The sequence below is a fragment of the Bacillus sp. GZB genome, from assembly GCF_001975995.1.
In the GTDB taxonomy this organism is placed as follows: domain Bacteria; phylum Bacillota; class Bacilli; order Bacillales; family Bacillaceae; genus Bacillus; species Bacillus velezensis.
This window is the reverse complement of the sequence record NZ_MTQG01000016.1, coordinates 560,662-578,532: the sequence shown is the minus strand read 5'-3', so window position 1 is coordinate 578,532 and position 17,871 is coordinate 560,662. Positions and strand designations below refer to the sequence as shown.

Annotated in this window: 21 protein-coding genes and 1 pseudogene; 14 read left to right on the top strand and 8 right to left on the bottom strand. The window is 46.7% G+C overall.

Translation table 11 applies throughout. From position 1 onward, the window contains the following. Positions 1-140 precede the first annotated feature (140 nt). The 7 genes from BXO87_RS08730 (at position 141) to BXO87_RS08700 (ending at position 5,429) form a co-directional block, all read left to right on the top strand. Positions 141-1,271: a response regulator aspartate phosphatase gene (locus tag BXO87_RS08730; RefSeq protein ID WP_007407584.1), complete on the top strand. Its 1,131-nt coding sequence runs from the start codon at positions 141-143 to the stop codon at positions 1,269-1,271. Between the two features lie 121 nt (positions 1,272-1,392). Continuing rightward, positions 1,393-1,872 carry a hypothetical protein gene (locus BXO87_RS08725; protein ID WP_038460162.1) on the top strand — a complete coding sequence of 160 codons (480 nt, stop codon included), beginning with the start codon at positions 1,393-1,395 and terminating at the stop codon, positions 1,870-1,872. A 74-nt stretch (positions 1,873-1,946) separates the two neighbouring features. After that, positions 1,947-2,135 carry a CsbD family protein gene (locus BXO87_RS08720; RefSeq protein ID WP_026092293.1) on the top strand — a complete coding sequence of 63 codons (189 nt, stop codon included), beginning with the start codon at positions 1,947-1,949 and terminating at the stop codon, positions 2,133-2,135. A 353-nt stretch (positions 2,136-2,488) separates the two neighbouring features. Further along, positions 2,489-2,806 (top strand): urease subunit gamma, encoded by a 318-nt coding sequence (gene ureA / locus BXO87_RS08715; RefSeq protein WP_007407581.1) that lies wholly within the window; start codon positions 2,489-2,491, stop codon positions 2,804-2,806. Then, positions 2,803-3,177, top strand: a complete 375-nt coding sequence (gene ureB / locus BXO87_RS08710; protein WP_003151199.1) for an urease subunit beta — start codon at positions 2,803-2,805, stop codon at positions 3,175-3,177. Before ureA ends, ureB begins: the two co-directional genes overlap by 4 nt. Further along, entirely contained in the window at positions 3,174-4,883 is a 1,710-nt protein-coding gene (gene ureC, locus BXO87_RS08705) for an urease subunit alpha (protein WP_038460160.1), read from the top strand. Before ureB ends, ureC begins: the two co-directional genes overlap by 4 nt. A gap of 141 nt (positions 4,884-5,024) precedes the next feature. Continuing rightward, on the top strand, positions 5,025-5,429 hold the full coding sequence (locus BXO87_RS08700) for an Rrf2 family transcriptional regulator (RefSeq protein WP_007614341.1): 405 nt from the start codon (positions 5,025-5,027) through the stop codon (positions 5,427-5,429). Positions 5,430-5,783: 354 nt separating this feature from the next. Here BXO87_RS08700 and xynA read toward each other — a convergent pair whose 3' ends face one another. Then, a complete protein-coding gene (xynA, locus tag BXO87_RS08690) occupies positions 5,784-6,425 on the bottom strand; it encodes an endo-1,4-beta-xylanase XynA (protein ID WP_038460158.1) in 642 nt (213 codons plus the stop codon). A 380-nt stretch (positions 6,426-6,805) separates the two neighbouring features. Between xynA and BXO87_RS21015 the strand changes: the two are divergent. Then, positions 6,806-6,886, top strand: a pseudogene (locus tag BXO87_RS21015) (NAD(P)-dependent oxidoreductase); the annotation flags it as partial. A 37-nt stretch (positions 6,887-6,923) separates the two neighbouring features. Here BXO87_RS21015 and BXO87_RS08680 read toward each other — a convergent pair. Both BXO87_RS08680 and cls read right to left on the bottom strand, forming a co-directional pair. Next, entirely contained in the window at positions 6,924-7,310 is a 387-nt protein-coding gene (locus BXO87_RS08680) for a DUF5362 family protein (RefSeq protein ID WP_032875973.1), read from the bottom strand. A 135-nt stretch (positions 7,311-7,445) separates the two neighbouring features. After that, positions 7,446-8,894, bottom strand: a complete 1,449-nt coding sequence (gene cls / locus BXO87_RS08675) for a cardiolipin synthase (RefSeq protein ID WP_007407575.1) — start codon at positions 8,892-8,894, stop codon at positions 7,446-7,448. Between the two features lie 220 nt (positions 8,895-9,114). Between cls and BXO87_RS08670 the strand changes: the two genes are divergently transcribed. After that, positions 9,115-9,552: a DUF5392 family protein gene (locus BXO87_RS08670; protein WP_014419085.1), complete on the top strand. Its 438-nt coding sequence runs from the start codon at positions 9,115-9,117 to the stop codon at positions 9,550-9,552. A 31-nt stretch (positions 9,553-9,583) separates the two neighbouring features. Here the strand turns inward: BXO87_RS08670 and BXO87_RS08665 are convergent, their stop codons facing one another. Both BXO87_RS08665 and BXO87_RS08660 read right to left on the bottom strand, forming a co-directional pair. Further along, entirely contained in the window at positions 9,584-10,033 is a 450-nt protein-coding gene (locus BXO87_RS08665; RefSeq protein ID WP_007407573.1) for a DUF5362 family protein, read from the bottom strand. Then, the gene (locus tag BXO87_RS08660; RefSeq protein WP_087920810.1) at positions 10,030-10,521 is read right to left on the bottom strand and encodes a GNAT family N-acetyltransferase; all 492 of its coding nucleotides are present in this window, start codon (positions 10,519-10,521) and stop codon (positions 10,030-10,032) included. Before BXO87_RS08660 ends, BXO87_RS08665 begins: the two co-directional genes overlap by 4 nt. Before the next feature lie 138 nt (positions 10,522-10,659). On the opposite strand from BXO87_RS08660, the gene spoIIQ reads away from it, so the two are divergent. After that, positions 10,660-11,529: a stage II sporulation protein SpoIIQ gene (spoIIQ, locus tag BXO87_RS08655; RefSeq protein ID WP_038460154.1), complete on the top strand. Its 870-nt coding sequence runs from the start codon at positions 10,660-10,662 to the stop codon at positions 11,527-11,529. Positions 11,530-11,620: 91 nt separating this feature from the next. After that, a complete protein-coding gene (locus BXO87_RS08650) occupies positions 11,621-12,043 on the top strand; it encodes a VanZ family protein (protein WP_038460152.1) in 423 nt (140 codons plus the stop codon). A 16-nt stretch (positions 12,044-12,059) separates the two neighbouring features. On the opposite strand, the gene BXO87_RS08645 is transcribed toward BXO87_RS08650, so the two are convergent. After that, the gene (locus BXO87_RS08645; RefSeq protein WP_012118646.1) at positions 12,060-12,635 is read right to left on the bottom strand and encodes an undecaprenyl-diphosphatase; all 576 of its coding nucleotides are present in this window, start codon (positions 12,633-12,635) and stop codon (positions 12,060-12,062) included. Between the two features lie 164 nt (positions 12,636-12,799). Between BXO87_RS08645 and ftsW the strand changes: the two genes are divergently transcribed. After that, positions 12,800-13,954, top strand: coding sequence for a putative lipid II flippase FtsW (ftsW, locus tag BXO87_RS08640; RefSeq protein ID WP_038460150.1), 1,155 nt, complete (start codon positions 12,800-12,802; stop codon positions 13,952-13,954). Between the two features lie 51 nt (positions 13,955-14,005). On the opposite strand, the gene BXO87_RS08635 is transcribed toward ftsW, so the two are convergent. Both BXO87_RS08635 and BXO87_RS08630 read right to left on the bottom strand, forming a co-directional pair. After that, on the bottom strand, positions 14,006-14,356 hold the full coding sequence (locus BXO87_RS08635; RefSeq protein ID WP_003151222.1) for a P-II family nitrogen regulator: 351 nt from the start codon (positions 14,354-14,356) through the stop codon (positions 14,006-14,008). 17 nt (positions 14,357-14,373) lie between these two features. Further along, the gene (locus BXO87_RS08630) at positions 14,374-15,585 is read right to left on the bottom strand and encodes an ammonium transporter (RefSeq protein ID WP_003151223.1); all 1,212 of its coding nucleotides are present in this window, start codon (positions 15,583-15,585) and stop codon (positions 14,374-14,376) included. Positions 15,586-15,837: 252 nt separating this feature from the next. On the opposite strand from BXO87_RS08630, the gene BXO87_RS08625 reads away from it, so the two are divergent. Both BXO87_RS08625 and BXO87_RS08620 read left to right on the top strand, forming a co-directional pair. Then, positions 15,838-16,404 carry an isochorismatase family protein gene (locus tag BXO87_RS08625; RefSeq protein ID WP_007614320.1) on the top strand — a complete coding sequence of 189 codons (567 nt, stop codon included), beginning with the start codon at positions 15,838-15,840 and terminating at the stop codon, positions 16,402-16,404. Beyond that, positions 16,401-17,765: an MFS transporter gene (locus BXO87_RS08620; RefSeq protein WP_038460148.1), complete on the top strand. Its 1,365-nt coding sequence runs from the start codon at positions 16,401-16,403 to the stop codon at positions 17,763-17,765. The genes BXO87_RS08625 and BXO87_RS08620 overlap by 4 nt, the downstream gene beginning before the upstream one ends. Positions 17,766-17,871: the final 106 nt, after the last annotated feature.

Below are 17,871 nucleotides of genomic sequence, written 5' to 3'. Positions count from 1 at the left end.
CGGTCTGTTCAAAAAATAACGATGTCAGCCGAAATATATGATAGGAATTTTGATGCAGGACAATCAAGTTATGCAATTCCAAAGCCATACAATATGTTAAAATATAACCAATAGAAATTAGAAAAGGTTGTGAAAGGGGCATGACCGCATACGAGATTCCGTCATCTCAAGTTGGAGTTAAGATCAACAAATGGTACAAGCACATTTTAGCGTTTCAAGCGGCTGATGCCATAAAGCTGAAAGAGGAAATTGATGAGGATATACAACGTATGGAGGAAGACCAGCTGCTGCTGTTATATTATCAGCTGATCAGCTACCGCCATCATATTATGCTTGATTACGTCAAGCCGGAATGCACCGAACAATCACAGATTCAGTACAGCGAGCTGCAAAAGACGATCGAAAGCACGGACAGCATATCGGGACTGTCTGAGTATTATTTCCATTTGTTCAGAGGGATGTATGAATTCGATCACAATAACTATGTTGCGGCTATTTCTTTTTACCGGAAAGCGGAAAAACTCCTTTCATTTGTCGAGGATGATATAGAGAGGGCGGAATTCCATTTCAAGATGTCTGAAGTGTTTTATGTCATGAAGCAGACTCATTTTTCCATGAATCACGGGATTCAGGCGCTGGATACGTATATGAAACACGATTTCTACAGAGTGCGGAGAATTCAATGCCATTTCGTCATCTCAGGAAACTACATCGACTGCAAAAACTACGACAAAGCGCTTGAGCATTTAGACGAAGCCCTCCGCCTTTCTTTGCTTGAAGGACAGCCCCGCCTGATCGGGTCTTCGCTTTACAATCTGGGGAATTGTTATTCTGAAAAGCGCGATCTGGATGAAGCGGCCCGGTACTTTAGAAAAGCGGTTCCCGTTTTTGAAGAGCATCAGCTTGAACAGCTTCCGAAGGCGCTGTTCAGCTTAACGCACACCCTTTTCAGGCTGCATGATGACCAAGCGGCCCTTACCTATTATGAAAGAGGGGTCATGATCGCGAAAGAACGGGGCGATCGATTCAGTTTAGAGAAGTATAAGTTTTTACAAGCGCTTTATTTGGAGTCACTCAATATGGATTTAATCCATGAAGTGTTTGACTATATGAATGAAAAATCGCTGTATGTGTATATTGAAGATTTCGCCTTGGAGGCCGCCGTTTACACAAGCGCACATGAGCAATATAAAGAAGCGGCGTATTTTTATGAAAAAGCGATTCGCATGAGAGAAAACATTCAAAAAGAACAGTGTTTATACGATATATAATTTTCTTAACCATCTGCTCAGCAGATGGTTATTTTTTTATGCACATCATAACGTTTGACCATAGAAAAAAACGGAAAAATCGCAAAAGAGAGAAAAAAGTACGATGGGAAGGAGGGATTTGTTGTTCGGATTCAATGATATGATGAAGTTTTTTGTATCATTTCTCATCATTCTGCCGATGGTGTCTGTCATCCATGTGGCGGGACACAGCTTTATGGCCATGCTGTTCGGAGGCAAGGCATCATTGGATATCGGAATGGGGAAACGTCTTTTAAAAGTAGGGCCGATTCAGGTTCGGCGTATCTACTTCATAGATTCTTTCTGCAAGTTCGGCGAATTGCGGATAGATAACCGCCTGACGAGCGCGCTCGTCTATTCCGGAGGCTGTCTGTTTAATCTCGCTTCTATCTTTTTAATAAATCTGCTGATCATGAAAGATGTCCTTGAGCCAAACTTATTTTTTTACCAATTTGTCTATTTTTCAACTTATTATGTTTTCTTTGCTCTTCTGCCGGTGCAATACGGGGATAATAAGCTGTCAGACGGATTGGCCGTTTACAAAGTGCTCCGCTACGGGGAACGCTGTGAAATCAATAATTGAGAGTTTACATGTTTGTGATCGGGCTGAAAGGGAAGAAAACAAGTACACAGAACAAAAAAGGAGCTGAAGAGATCATGAGTGAAGATAACGGTTTAAAAGACAAAGTAAAAGGCGGCATGAACAAAATGAAAGGGGAAGCAAAGGACAAAGCAGGCGACATGGCAGACAAGTCCGACTTAAAAGCGGAAGGTAAAAAAGACAAAGCGAAAGGCAGCCTGCAAAAGGGTGTCGGCAAAACGAAAGATAAACTCAGTGATGATTAATTTGGTAGTGAAACACAGCAAAAGCCCAAAATATTTTGGGCTTTTTGTTATGAGAAATGACAAAAATTCCAGTTCATTTGGTTAATATTCACTAAATTTTTAAATATTCTATAAATTCTCTGGCGATTTCTTTATAATATTCACATAGAATGTAACCTTTCTTCACATTTGATTAAACGTTTGTTGAAGAAAAAAATGAGAAATCGGTAAATTCTGCAAAAGGAATCGGGCCGTTCACCGTCGAATAACTTTTATCACTTAACATTTCATGAGGTGAAGGGGGTGACGGCCGCCTGCATCGTTTCGGTATGACCATGCGGATTGTGTTTGACTATCACTAAGGGGGAATACAGATGAAATTGACACCGGTTGAACAAGAAAAATTGCTTATTTTTACGGCGGGAGAGCTCGCTAAGCAGCGGAAGGCGCGCGGCGTTCTGCTGAATTACCCTGAAGCCGCCGCATATTTGACCTGTTATCTGATGGAAGGCGCGAGAGACGGAAAAAGCGTTGCTGAGCTGATGGAATCCGGCCGCAATGTATTGACGGAAAAAGACGTTATGGAAGGCGTTCCGGAAATGCTGGACAGCATTCAGGTGGAAGCGACGTTCCCGGACGGGGTTAAGCTTGTCACCGTTCATCAGCCGATCAAAGCGGAGGTGAAGTCATGAAGCCGGGAGCGATTCAAGTCGCAAAGGGGACCATCACCATTAACGAAGGCCGGAAGACGCTGGAGGTGTCAGTCACCAATAACGGAACACGGTCAGTGCAGGTAGGATCGCATTTTCATTTTGCCGAAGCCAACGGCGCCCTTTCCTTCAATCGGGACAAAGCAATCGGCATGCGCCTTGATATCCCGTCAGGCACATCTGTCCGTTTTGAACCGGGAGAAGAGAAAACCGTCACGCTCGTGGAAATCGGAGGGCGAAAAACGGTCAGAGGTCTCAACGGCATGGCCGATACGTATATGGATGAGCGGGGAAAAGAGAAGACGCTGTCAAATCTTAAAAAAGCCGGATGGATGGAGGAGGCGATCCGATGAAAATGTCACGTGAGCAATACGCAGAACTGTTCGGACCGACAACGGGAGACAAAGTCAGACTCGGAGATACGGATTTATGGATTGAAGTCGAAAAAGATTTCACGAATTACGGTGAAGAAATGATTTTCGGCGGAGGGAAAACAATCCGGGACGGCATGGGGCAGAACGGGCGTATCACCGGGAAAGACGGAGCGCTTGATCTGGTCATTACAAACGCCGTTATCCTGGATTATACCGGAATCGTCAAGGCGGATATCGGGGTGAAGGACGGCCGGATTGTCGGCGTCGGGAAAAGCGGCAACCCTGATATTATGGATGGGGTGGACCCGCACATGATTATCGGTGCCGGAACAGAAGTCATTTCCGGCGAAGGGAAAATCGTAACGGCCGGCGGGGTGGATACGCATATCCACTTTATCTGCCCGCAGCAGATGGAAGTCGCGCTTTCTTCAGGCGTGACCACGCTTCTCGGCGGCGGAACGGGTCCTGCGACGGGAAGTAAAGCGACGACTTGTACATCCGGTGCATGGTACATGTCGAGAATGCTGGAAGCGGCCGAGGAGTTTCCGATCAACGTCGGTTTCTTAGGAAAAGGGAATGCATCCGATAAAGCGCCGCTGATCGAGCAGGTGGAAGCAGGTGCGATCGGCCTGAAGCTGCATGAAGATTGGGGATCAACGCCAAGCGCCATTAAAGCTTGCATGGAAGCAGCGGATGAGGCGGACATTCAGGTGGCGATTCACACAGACACGATAAATGAAGCGGGCTTTTTAGAAAATACGCTTGATGCGATCGGCGAACGGGTTATCCATACATATCACATAGAGGGAGCCGGCGGAGGCCACGCACCGGATATTATGAAACTCGCATCTTACGCCAATATCCTGCCGTCCTCTACGACGCCGACGATTCCATATACCGTCAACACGATGGACGAGCATCTTGATATGATGATGGTCTGCCATCATTTAGATTCAAAAGTGCCTGAAGACGTGGCATTCAGTCATTCACGCATCAGAGCGGCCACCATTGCGGCGGAGGATATTCTGCACGATATCGGCGCGATCAGCATGACGTCATCTGACTCACAGGCGATGGGCAGGGTGGGAGAAGTGATTATCCGGACATGGCAGGTTGCCGATAAAATGAAAAAACAGCGCGGCGCTCTATCAGGAGAAAACGGCAATGACAATGTGCGCGCCAAACGCTATATCGCTAAATACACGATCAACCCGGCCGTCACTCACGGCCTGAGCCATGAAGTCGGTTCCGTTGAAAAAGGAAAGCTTGCCGACCTCGTACTATGGGACCCGGTTTTCTTCGGCGTCAAACCTGAACTTGTGCTCAAAGGCGGCATGATCGCCCGCGCCCAAATGGGAGATCCGAATGCTTCCATTCCGACGCCTGAACCCGTGTTTATGCGGCAGATGTACGCATCATACGGTAAAGCAAACCGAAATACCTCTATTACATTTATGTCCCAGGCCGGTATCGCAAACGGTGTGCCGGAAAAGCTCGGCCTTGAAAAAATGATTTCTCCCGTACGGAATATCCGTAAGCTGAGTAAGCTCGACATGAAGCTGAATGACGCGATGCCGAATATACAAGTCGATCCGAAAACCTATCAGGTGTTCGCCGACGGAGAAGAGCTGGCATGCCAGCCCGTCAGCTATGTTCCGCTCGGACAGCGTTATTTCTTATTTTAATCCCTCTCCGGCCGGTTTCCCGCCGGCCTGTTTACACCTCTATTGCCAACTTGATTTCATCCTGCCGCCCGTTTTAGTGTATATTAGTAGTTGACAAACAAATGAAATGTAACCATTGTGGTTACAACGGTGGTGAAAAACATGATTAACAGCCGTCTTGCTGTGGCCATTCACATTCTATCGCTGATCTCAACGGATGAACGGGCGTCATCGGACATGATTGCGGGCAGCGTAAACACCAATCCCGTCGTCGTGCGGAGAACGATCAGCCAGCTGAAAAAAGCGGGTATTCTGACTTCCCGGGCGGGTGTTCCGGGAGCCAGCCTGAAAAAAGATCCGTCGGAGATCACCCTCTTAGAGGTTTACAGGGCGGTGCAGAATAGGGAAGAGCTTTTTGCGGTTCACGACAATCCGAACCCCGACTGTCCGGTCGGCAAAAATATTCAGCGCGCGCTCGATGAGACGTTCGGAAGCGTACAGCGGGCAATGGAGAATGAACTTGCGAGCAAGTCCCTTTATGATGTAATGAATCATCTCTTTTGTTAAAAAGAGATGGGTTCATGCCGCTATTGGTGTAACAAAAATGGTTGCAAGTGATAATGAGGAAATCACGGTTTTGGCTCCATATTCAGGCAAGCCTGGATGCGGGGTTGCGATCTGTTTAATGAACTAAAGGAGGTGGTAACCGTGATATTTTTATTTTGCTTAAGGCTTATGTGAAGGTGTCTGTTGTAAGCGGGTTACCGAAAAATGACGGCACTCTTATTTTAATACGCGAAAACTGATGGAGAATATCCTGCCTCCGGTAATGCCAAAACCGTTCGCCTCTTAACAATCATTATAAAATTTCTCAAGGAACGATCAGCAGCCCGTTAGCTGCCCCTAATTAAAGATGAGCTGTTACCATACTGTTACATTAGAACTTCCGCTGCTTTTATATCCTTCTGTCGCTAAGACTTGATAAGCCCAATTACTGCCCAGATTCATTCCATGGCTCTTCCAGGCGTTAACATGATTGCTGAAAGTGATTGTAGCGTTGCTTCCGGTTGGTCTCTTCGACTGGCGAACACTCCAGTACTGCGTAAAAGTAGTGTTATCGCCATCAATGGAAGGTGCGTTATAACGTGTCGTTGTATATATGTCATATGTACCTCCATCACTTTTTACGGTACCTTTATACGTTCCGGTAGGTCTGTAAGTACCCCATGAATCCACTACATAATATTCGATGAGAGGTGCTCTCGTCCAGCCATATAAAGTCAAATATCCATTGCCATTCGGCGCCCAGACTCCGGCATTATAGTTTATTGTTCTAAATGGCGAGCCTGTAGTCCAGCCTTTACCAACAACGAAATTTCCGGTATTAGACCAATTAACACTGTAATTCCCGCCAGATCCATTGACTGCGTTGACTGTTCCGCCCCCATCAGTCCAATTTTGCCAGTAATCTGTGCCAGCTGCAGAGGCGGTTGCCGAAAACATGCTGATACTCATGAAAGCTGCCGTTAATCCAACTAAGAATTTCTTTTTAAACTTAAACATATGTTACCTCCTATACTATTTTTTCTGACTTTGACATGAGGCAGCACTCGTAAATATTTAAAACAATTACGAACGCCAACGCTTTTGATCGTTCCTTTCAATATAATAGCATGAATACATGAGTGAATATTAAGAACAATTGTAATTTAATTACAAAGACCCAAAAAAATGTATGATAAGCGGTCTTGTTCCGCCATGGCTTTTATCCTTATTTTGCAGAATCACAATTCTTGCTTCTAAACCTGATCAGGAACAGTCGAACAATTGAGTGATTTCAGTTGAAACTCTGAGGAAAAGCTTTTTTGATGTGGCGGCGACACGTCTGGCTGAAGCCGGAATGTCTGAAATAATATCTGCAGACAGCGTTTCAGCTGCGCCATTATGCCATCGCCGTATTGGACGAATTGGATAATCCGAAGCACAAAAACGAACGCTTTCCCGTTATCGGAGAAGCGGAATAAGAAAAAATCCCGGGCGGATGCGCCGGGATTTTCCTTTTTAATATGTATTGGCATCAATATTATTAAACACGCCGTCCATGATGCCGAGCGTCATGAGGACAATGAAGAGAACGATACCGAGAACGGACAAGCCGACCGTCACAATCAGGTAGATCCCCTGCATTTTCACGAACTTTGCATAATTCTCCAGCATATGTTCCTCTGTCAGTTCATTGAACTGCTCCGCCATCTGTCCCGCTTCATTTGCCGAGCGCATCAGAAAAATGCCGGCAATGATCTGCAGAACGCCGGGAATGGCTCCGATTAAAAAGAAAAACGCGCCCGACAGCGCCGCAAACGCACCCATGATAATAAATAAAATACCTGTCGCTTTTCCCCATTTCGAAATAGAAATAAGCGAACGATTCACTGATTCAGGTTTCAAACTATGGCACTCCTTTACAAAAAAATACTCACTTTTCATTTATACACTATTCGGTCATTCTTTTGAATATAAAATGTGTTTTTTCGTGCCGTGTCCGTTTTTATATCAGAAAATTCCCGAGAAACACCCCGGGAATTACAAAATCGGCGAAAGAAGTCTTGAAATCGATTCTTTAATGCGGATCCGCAGCGAACGCTCCTGATATTCTTCATACGTATATTTTCTGGAGACGAGCAGATCTTCTTTAAATGAGGAAATGAGTTTTTTCGCGATGGTGACGTCATAAATAAAGGCGTTGACTTCAAAATTAAGTCTGAAGCTTCTGACGTCGATATTCGCCGTACCGACTGAAGCCGTCTCATCATCGACGACAATCGTTTTTGCATGAATAAAGCCGTTGTCATAAATGTAGACTGAGGCTCCGGCTTTCAAAAGATCGCCGATGTAAGATAAAGTCGCCCAGTAAACGAAAGCGTGATCCGGCTTGTTCGGAATCATGATTTTGACGTCGATGCCTGACAGACAGGCGATCCTGAGGGCATCTAAAAGACTTGAGTCAGGAATAAAGTAAGGCGTCTGAATCAGGATTGACCGTTTGGCCGTTGAGATCATCTTGATATAGCCGTTTTTAATTTGTTCCCATTCTGAATCCGGTCCGCTCGTGACAATCTGCATCCCGACATTGCCCTTCGGCTCGCATTCCGGAAAATGATTCGGAACGTATGTGAGCGTATGATGATGGGAGGCTTGGTTCCAATCGAGGATAAACCGTGTCTGAATGGCGTGTACCGCCGTGCCTTGAAGCCTGAGGTGCGTATCGCGCCAGTAGCCGAATTTCGGATTCAGGCCGAGATATTCATCTCCGACGTTAAAGCCGCCGACATAGCCGGTTTCGCCGTCAATGATGACGAGCTTGCGGTGATTCCGATAATTGAGCCGCAAATTAATTGGACGAAGCCTGGAAGGAAAAAAGACTTCCACATGGCCGCCGGCGTCCCGCAGCGGTTTGAAGAATTTTTTTCTGAGTGATCTTGAACCGAGTTCATCATATAACACTCTGACTTTTACGCCTTCGCGTGCTTTTTTCACTAAGGCATCGCGCAATTTTTTTCCCAGTTCATCACCTTTATAAATATAGTATTGAAGGTGAATGTGATCTTTTGCGTTGGAAATGTCCTTCATTAAGCGTTTGAACTTATCGCGTCCGTCCGTCAGAATCTCCACCGAATTATCCTCTGTAAAGACTGCGTGGTTGTTCATGACAAGCATATAGATGAGGTCTTTATTATCCACAGTCGCTCTGTTGTTAAATTGGAATTGCCTCGACTTCAGATCTTTCAGCTGAGACTTCAGCAGCTTTTCAATCCCGATTTTTTTACGGTCTTCCCATTGAAACAGATGCTTGCGTCTCAGGTTATGGCCGAATAACAGGTATAAAATAAACCCTAAAATGGGAATAAAAAAAAGAACCAAGAGCCAAGCCCATGAAGCGCTGGCATCGCGTCTTTCTTTGAAAATCATGATGACGGCCAAAAGTATATTTAAAACGAAAAAAAATCCGAATAAAATAAATGAAATGCTCACTTTGCAACCCCGCTATATCATATTTATCAAGACTGTGCCCATTAGTATTCCGACAAGTGCAGCAATCTGATTCCCATTTCAAATTATAACATTGACATTTTGAAAGAATAAAGAGCCGGAATCAAAGATGAATGCAGTTTTCTTTCAAAGAAAGTTCCGGGTGCGTTAAAATATGCATATATGAAAAAGAAGACAAAAATGACAGCAAAGGGGAGAGGGCATGAAGCTGGAGCATGCGGAACAATTGCCGGGATTCATAAAAAAAGAAATTCAGAAAATACAAATCGCCATTGCGCCGCTGATGAAAAAAAGCATCATTTACCGTTTTCTTGCTTTCCCGCTCGCCGCTTTTAGTCTGTTTCATCTGGCATCGCTTTTGATTCAGGCCCCTTCCGGGAGAGGAGCTCTCGTGTCGGCCGGCATTTTTGCACTCCTTGCGGCCTTGGGTCTTGCGTTGTTTAAGGAAGCCGGCTATCAGCGGAAACAGGTGCAAAAAACGATCCGCCTTTATATGCTGAACAGAATCAGAAAAAGCGATATTCTGTCCGAGGAACGGAAAAGCGCCTATACCCGGCTGATTGCCGAGGAGCCGTCTGCGATGAAGAGCTTTATTGAATTTTTAACGGAAGAAGACCGGAAAAAAGAAATGCTTTATTAAAAAAGAGCTGACGCGCGATCAGCTCTTTTTGTCATTCAAACACCGGGTCGTTCTCATAGTAATATGAATCAGGCGTGTCATACGTATCAGTGCTGTGATAAGCGATAATTCCGATGACAGCGAAGATGACGACTAAAATAAAAGCGAGAATGCCCAATACCACACTGGATGCCGCGTAAAAAAACTGCATTTTGATAAATGATGCGTAATGTGCAAGCATATTTTCTTCCGCGTTTTCTTCTAGTCCTTCCTGAAGGGCGGCAGCCGCTTTTGCCGAGCGCATCAGCATGACGCCGGAAATGATGAGCAGGACCCCCGGAATGGCTCCAAGCAGCGTCACAATGGCTGACAGAGCGGAAAGAGAGCCCGTGATGATCAGAAACACGGCGGTGATCTTTCCCCATTTGGCGATGTCGGCAAGGGAACGGGCTTTTTTATTGAGCGGCTGGTTTTCGTCTTTGTCTTTATCGATGGTGATCATGACAGTTCTCTCCCTAAAATGTTCAAGTCATATCGTTTTCCGTCCATTTCGGCGATACCCGGGAATACGCCCCATTCGGTAAAACCGAATTTTTCAAACAGCTTAATGCTCGGCACATTATGTCCGAAGATAAAAGCCATCAGGCTGCGGATGCCGATTGCCGGAGCGAGTGCCAGGGCTTCTTTCAGCAGAAAGCTTCCTGCTCCTTTGCCGCGGCAATCCTGATGCAGATAGATGCTGATCTCCGCCGTTTTGTCATAGGCCGGACGGCCGTAAAACGTTTCAAAGCTGATCCAGGCCGCCACTTTGCCGGTTTCATCTTCCGCGACCATCAGCGGGCGCCGGTCCGTGTGCCGCAAAAACCAATCCATCCGGTCTGCGGGCGTCACTTCTTCCGTATCAGCCGTTACCATTCGTGAGGCAATCGTCGAGTTGTAAATGGCCACCACCGCATCTAAATCCTCCAATACGGCTTTGCGCAGGGTCAAATTCATATTCCGGGATCTCCCTTCACATTTCATTACATAATCAAGTGCAATCTGCACATACTATTTCCAAAAAAGTTTTTTATGGATGTGTATATATTTTCAGAAAAGTGTTCAGAATGTTGCTGAGGTGATGAACAAATGAGAGAGGAAGAAAAGAAAACTTCTCAAGTCAAAAAACTTCAGCGGTTTTTTCGCAAACGCTGGATATTCCCTGCAATCTACTTAGTCAGTGCGGCCGTCATTTTAACAGCTGTCCTTTGGTATCAATCCGTTTCGAATGATGTGAAGGACAATCTGACGAACAACAGCGGAAACTCCGCGTATGACAGCGGCAAAGATGATGCCGTCGAAGTAGGCAAGTCAATGGAAAACGTCGCAATGCCGGCTGCTCATTCTGAAAATGTTTCTGTTGTGAAAAAGTTTTATGAAACTGATGCCGCAAAAAAAGAGAAAGAAGCAGCACTTGTTAACTATAATAACACGTACAGCCTCAGTAAAGGAATTGACTTAGCTGAGAAAGACGGAAAATCATTTGATGTTTCTGCTTCTCTGAGCGGTACGGTTGTTAAAGCTGCTAAAGACCCGGTACTGGGATATGTGGTTGAAATTGAACACTCAGACGGCCTGTCTACTGTCTATCAGTCTTTATCTGAAGTCAGCGTGGATCAGGGCGACAAAGTAAAGCAGAACCAGGTCATCGGTAAATCCGGAAAAAACCTTTACAGTGAAGAAAGCGGAAATCACGTACACTTTGAAATCCGCAAGGACGGCGTAGCGATGAACCCGCTCAATTTTATGGACAAGCCGGTAACATCTATTGAAAAAGCGGCGGCTGAAGAGAAAAATGCTGTGACAGAAGAAACGGAAGGGGCAATTCAGCAGTCTTCCGAGAAAAAAGATGTGACGCCTAAAAAAGAAACCGAAGAAAAACCAGGTGACAAAGAGGACGGCACAAAAGACAAGACAGATGGTAAAGATTACGGCTCAATGAAAGATTCGGGCAAGTAATCTTGATCCCAAAGCGCCTATCAGCTCTGATAGGCGCTTTTCATATTGCCGCAGGTGCCTTTATACTAGTAGAAAACGAAGGAGATGCTGAATGAATAAATGTCTGGCGGCCGGGTGGCTCGTCTTTGTTTTCGTTTCTGCTTTGACTGAAAGCTTTCACGATATGATTGTGTCGCAGACGGTGTCCTTCCGTTTCACGCCCCATCCGGATATGTCCGGTTTCTTTGTGTTCGATATGGCGGAGCTCGCCATACCGGAAGCGGCGATTCAAAAGCTTGGGCACGCGTTTTCATTTTTTGTGCTCGCCTATTTGTTTTTCAGGGAGCGCAGGCGCATGAAGAGGGCGGTGCTGTATGCATTGGCCGCCGCTTTCCTGACAGAAATCGTCCAGCTCTTTTTCGGGAGAAACGGATGCCTCCGCGATGTGCTGATTGACAGTCTCGGCATTGCCGCATTCTGTGCTTTACAAAGGAAAAAGCATACAGCCAAACATACAAAAACCGGCAGTCTGTGACAGACGCCGGCTTTTTTTATATATTATGGTTTGTCGATTTGCTTTTATGAACGATACTTTCATAGATTCGCACGATCAGATCGACAATCGGACGAAGCACATTTGAGAATCTGAACAGCAGGAATCCGACAATGAGGGAAACGATAATGCTTCCGAGCACATCGATCGGATAATGGTGGCCGACCCAAATTCTTGAGAAGCCGGTCAAAAGGCCGAAAATCACAAGCGGCCAGCCGAGTTTTTTGTTGCGGAACAGAATCGCAATTGAAATCGCCAAAGCGCCTGTCGTATGGTCACTCGGAAATGAAGCATCCGCGGCATGAGGGATCAGCGTATGAACCGTATGCTCGACAAAGGGGCGCGGCTCGATATAGACCTTCGTGATGAGGTAGTTGACGATAAGCGCCGCAACACCCGTGAAGCCCGCGTACAGTGCGTTTTGTCTGCCTTTTGTGCTTCCGAACAGCCACATGGCAAGCAGGAAAAGGGCGTAGGCGTAAATGGCGTATTCCGTAATAAATACCATGATAGAGTCGAGAATGGCACTATGGTGCGACAAACCATTGATCGCTTTAAATAGTTCGTAATTCACAAATATCACCTTTTATCTTTATTTTATATGAACAGTGTAATGCTTTTTTCTATGAGACACAATTGGTATTAAAAATAATCATAAAAAAGTAAACAGAATGAAACGTGACTGTATTACTGTGCGTCAAGTATGCGGGAAAAGAATAGCCGAAGGAGTTTTGTCCGTTGCTGAAACGTTTGAAAAACGCCGATCTGCCGCTTGTGTTTGTCATTATGCTGCTTTGCGGATTCGGCTTGTTAATGGTGTACAGCGCCAGTGATGTGATGGGGTCTCAGCGGTACGGAGATCCATCCTATTTCTTCCATAAACAAAGTACCTCTTTACTGATCGGATTATGCTTATTTCTATTTGCCGCCTGTCTGCCGTATAAGCGGTATGCGCGGCTTGTACCGCTGTTTGTGGTCGGTTCGCTGGTATTGCTGCTGCTCGTATTGATACCGGGAATCGGGCTGGAGCGGAATTTTTCCCGCAGGTGGCTGGGAGCGGGCCCGCTTGTCGTACAGCCGTCTGAATTGGCGAAGATCGCCATGATTTTGTATTTCGCTTCGATTTATACGAAAAAGCAGCCGTACATTCATCAATTCGTGAAAGGGGTTCTGCCGCCATTAGTGATTTTGGGGACCGCTTTTCTGCTGACATTGGCGGAGCCTGATTTAGGGACGGCTTCCTTAATCCTGGCGGCGTGCGGGTCGATTTTATTATGTGCCGGCTTGAAAAAACGCCATCTGTTCGTGCTCGGCGCGACGGCGGTGTCGGGGGTTGTTTATCTCGCATTTTCCGCTTCCTATCGTGTGAAGCGCCTCGTTTCCTTTACCAATCCGTTTGGTGACGCGAACGGGGACGGCTATCAGCTGATTCAATCCTATTTTGCTATTTCCGGAGGCGGGTTTTTCGGAAGAGGGCTTGGAAACAGTGTTGAAAAAATGAACTATCTGCCTGAGGCGCATACCGATTTCATTATGGCCGTGATCAGCGAAGAGCTGGGGATATTCGGTGTTCTGATCGTTTTGGGATTATATTTTGCGTTAATGCTTCTCGGCGTAAAAACGGCCGTGCGGGCTGATGACCCGTTCGGGAAGCTTCTTGCCATCGGAATTACGTTTCAATTAATGTTTCAGGTTGTATTGAATTTGGGAGCGATGAGCGGACTCCTCCCGGTTACGGGTGTACCGCTTCCGTTTATCAGCTACGGCGGTTCTTCATTGATTATGACGCTGTTTTTGTGCGGCATACTGGTCAATATCAGTACATATGCGAAAAAACAACCCGTACGGCATAAGCGTCCTGCCCCGCATGAAAAAAAGGTTTCTTCTTTTTAATGAAGCCAGAAAAAACGCCCGGGACATTTCTGTCTCCGGGCGTCTGTCTGTTTATAAAGCTCCTGGTCCTTCTTCTCCGGTGCGGATATTAATCGTGTTTCCGATTTCATAGACGAATATTTTGCCGTCTCCGGGCTCTCCCGTTTTCAGCACTTTTTTCGCCGTTTCCACGACTTGATCAACGGGAACCTTGCTGACAACGATTTCCACTTTCAGCCGTTCATACACATTGCTTTCAATTTTGACTCCGCGGTACAGTTCGGTGTGGGCTTTTTGAAGGCCGCAGCCGTGTACGTTGGAGAAGGTCAGCGATGTGACTCCGATTTTACCGAGTTCCTGTTTCAATGTTTCAAACTTAGCCGGACGCGTAACGATTTCTACCTTGAACATTTGACCGCTCATCTAAGCCACTCCTCACTTTATAAGTCCTGATATGCTTTTTCCCCGTGCATCGTTAAATCAAGCCCAAGTGACTCTTCTTCTTCACTGGCGCGAAGGGGAATGAACAGACCTACAATTTTAATGATAACGAAAGTGACAATAAATACAAATACATAGGTTGCCGCAATGGCCGCAATCTGCTTCCAGAGCAGTCCCGGATCGCCGTAAAACAGCCCGTTTGCCCCGCCGTCATTGACGGAAGTGGTGGCGAATAAACCGGTCGCAATGCCGCCCCATGTCCCGCCGATCCCATGCAGGCCGAAAGCGTCAAGCGCATCATCATAACCGAAAGTCTTTTTGAGCCAATACACGCCCCAGAAGCAGACAAGCCCGCCGATGAAACCAATTACGATGGAAGAGAATGGCGTAACGAACCCGGCAGCCGGCGTAATGGCGACAAGCCCGGCAATAGCGCCTGATACAGCACCCAGCATGGTCGGTTTTTTGTTCAGCATCCATTCGATTAAAATCCAGCCGATAATTCCGGCCGCAGCCGCGGTGTTTGTGTTAATGAAGGCAAACATCGCGATACTGTCAAGCGTGAGCGCGCTGCCGACATTGAAGCCGAACCATCCGAACCAAATGAGCGCCCCGCCCAAGAACGTGTAAATTAAGTTGTGAGGGGAAGCCGCCGTGCCGTCCTTGCGTTTCCCGAGCACAATCGCCAGCACGAGCCCGGCGACTCCGGAAGAAATGTGGACGACGTTTCCGCCTGCGAAGTCAAGAGCGCCCATTTGGCCGATCCAGCCGCCGCCCCATACCCAGTGCGCAACGGGGGTATATACGAGGGAAGCCCACAAAAAGGAAAATACAAGAAAAGCACTGAATCTCATGCGTTCAGCAAATGCTCCGGAAATAATGGCCGTCGTCAGTACGGCAAACGTCATTTGGAACATCATGAACAAGGAATGCGGGATCGTATCACTGTAACTTCCGGGTTCAAAGCCGACCCCCTTCAGCCCCGCCCATTCAATCCCGCCAAGCCATGTATTGCCGGGGGCAAAAGCAAGTGAATATCCGTACAAAACCCAAACGACGGATACGATGGCGAGAGAAGAAAAACTATGCATCGCCGTGCTGAGCACGTTTTTGCTTTTTACCATTCCGCCGTAAAACAAAGCCAGCCCGGGGGTCATCAGCCACACGAGTAAAGCGCAAAAGAACATAAATACTGTATCGCCCATCTGCATGTTGTATTCCTCCGTCTCATTCAGAATGTAATTGTGATTAATTCATTATTATAGAGAAAAAAGAACGATAAAACATTTTCATGTAAGGTTATCTGACATGGTTTTTTGCGTTCATAATGCTGCTTTTTCAAATGGGCGCCGTGCGACTTTATATCCATAAAAAGAGCGCCGGAGCACGGCGGAAGAAATCCTGTCCGGGAAAGAGTAAAATAAACGGGGTGAGAAACACTAACTGCATCAGGAGGAATCATTATGACAACATCATTAAATCTGCAATTTGAAAAAACGGCTTTGGTCATTATTGATTTACAAAAAGGCATTGTGCCGATGGATAAAAGCGGTACGGTTGTGCCGAACGCGAAAAAATTAATTGATGTGTTCCGGGAAAAAGGCGGATTTATCAGCTTTGTGAACGTGGATTTTCATGACGGAGCGGATGCGCTGAAGCCGCTGACGGATGAAGAGGCGGCGGGCCATTCGGCTCCGCCGGCGGATTGGGCTGAATTTGTGCCTGAAATCGGAGTGAAAGAAAACGATTATACGGTAACAAAACGGCAGTGGGGCGCGTTTTTCGGCACGGACCTGGACCTTCAGCTCAGAAGACGGGGAATCGACACAATTGTGTTATGCGGGATTGCGACAAACATCGGTGTGGAAAGCACGGCGCGAGAAGCTTTTCAGCTCGGGTATCAGCAAGTTTTCGTAACTGACGCGATGGCGACATTCAGCGATGAACAGCACGAAGCGACACTCAAGTTTATCTTCCCGAAAATCGGCAGAAGCCGGACGACGGAAGAATTTATCGCACAGACAAAATGACATTCTCCAAAAAAAGCCGCGTCCTGTTTTTGACGGCCGTGGCTTCGGGGACGATGCTGAACCCATTGAACTCGTCGATGATTTCTCTTGCGCTTCACAGTATTCAGCATGAATTTCACCTGTCGTTTACAACGGTGTCCTGGCTGATATCGTCCTTTTATCTGGCCAGCGCGGTGGCGCAGCCTGTTACCGGGAAGCTCGGTGATATGCTCGGCAGGAAGAAGCTGTTTTTGATCGGGCTTCTGCTTGTTGCCGTCTCGGCGGTCGGCGCGCCGTTTGCGCCGACTTTTATGACTTTGCTGATCATGCGGCTTTTTCAATCGATCGGAAGCAGCGCGATATATCCGTCCGGCGTCGGATTGATCCGTTCAAATATACAGGAGAAGCAGGCTTCGGCGCTGGCCGTCCTGTCAATCTTTGCATCAGCCATGACGGCGCTCGGTCCGACTCTCGGCGGTTTTCTGATCGTTTGGGGAGGGTGGCCGGCAATCTTTTTCGTCAATCTGCCGTTTATCATTCTCAGCTTTTTTCTTGGAATGTATATGTTTCCGAAAGATGAAAAACGCGAGATCGGCGGCTTGAAAGGCGTGCTCCGCCAGCTTGATACGATCGGGATACTCCTGTTTGCCGGAGCGATTATCCTTCTCCTGTCGTTTTTATTGTCCTTCAGTACGAAGCCTCACTATACAGAAGGCGTATTCGGGCTTTTGTTTGTCGGGCTCTTTATCTGGCGTGAGCTGAAAACAGAGAAGCCGTTTATAGATGTCAGGCTGTTTAAAACGCACCGGAAACTATCGTCGGTGTATATTCAATTTATTTTGCTGAATATATTCTTTTACTGCATCTTTTTCGGGCTTCCGAGCTATTTTCAGGATGAAATGCATTTGTCCGTTCAGACAAGCGGATTGATTATGCTGTTTATGTCGGGCATGAGTATCCTGGTGTCGCCCCTGACCGGAAAATGGATAGATAAGAAAGGGCTTCTTCAGCCGATTGTTGCCGGAACCTGCCTGACTGCGATCGGGGCGGTGCTGTTAACGTTTTTCTTTCTTCAGGCGCCTATGATAGGAAAAGGGCTGATCCTGTCCGTGCTGGGTGTCGGCTACGGCCTCGGAAATGTCACGTTTCAGGCGGCCATGCTGAAAACGAGCCCCGGCGACATGGTCGGAACAACGTCCGGCCTGTTTCAGACCTGCCGGTATCTCGGTTCGATTTTGTCTTCTGTCATTTTGGGCATTCTTTTCGGAAAAGAAATTACCGCCGGCCATTTTCATATGCTCGGCACGATTCTTATCGTTGTCGGCGCCGTAAGCCTTTTGATGGCGTTCCGGTTTTCGGTTCTCCTCAAAAAAGCCTCTTAACAGGCGCAAAAAAAGAGACGGGCTCTCCCCGTCTCTTTTTTTGTGTAATGTGCTCAAAAATTAAAACGATTATTGTCGACAGCGACCAATGTTATTTACGGAATTT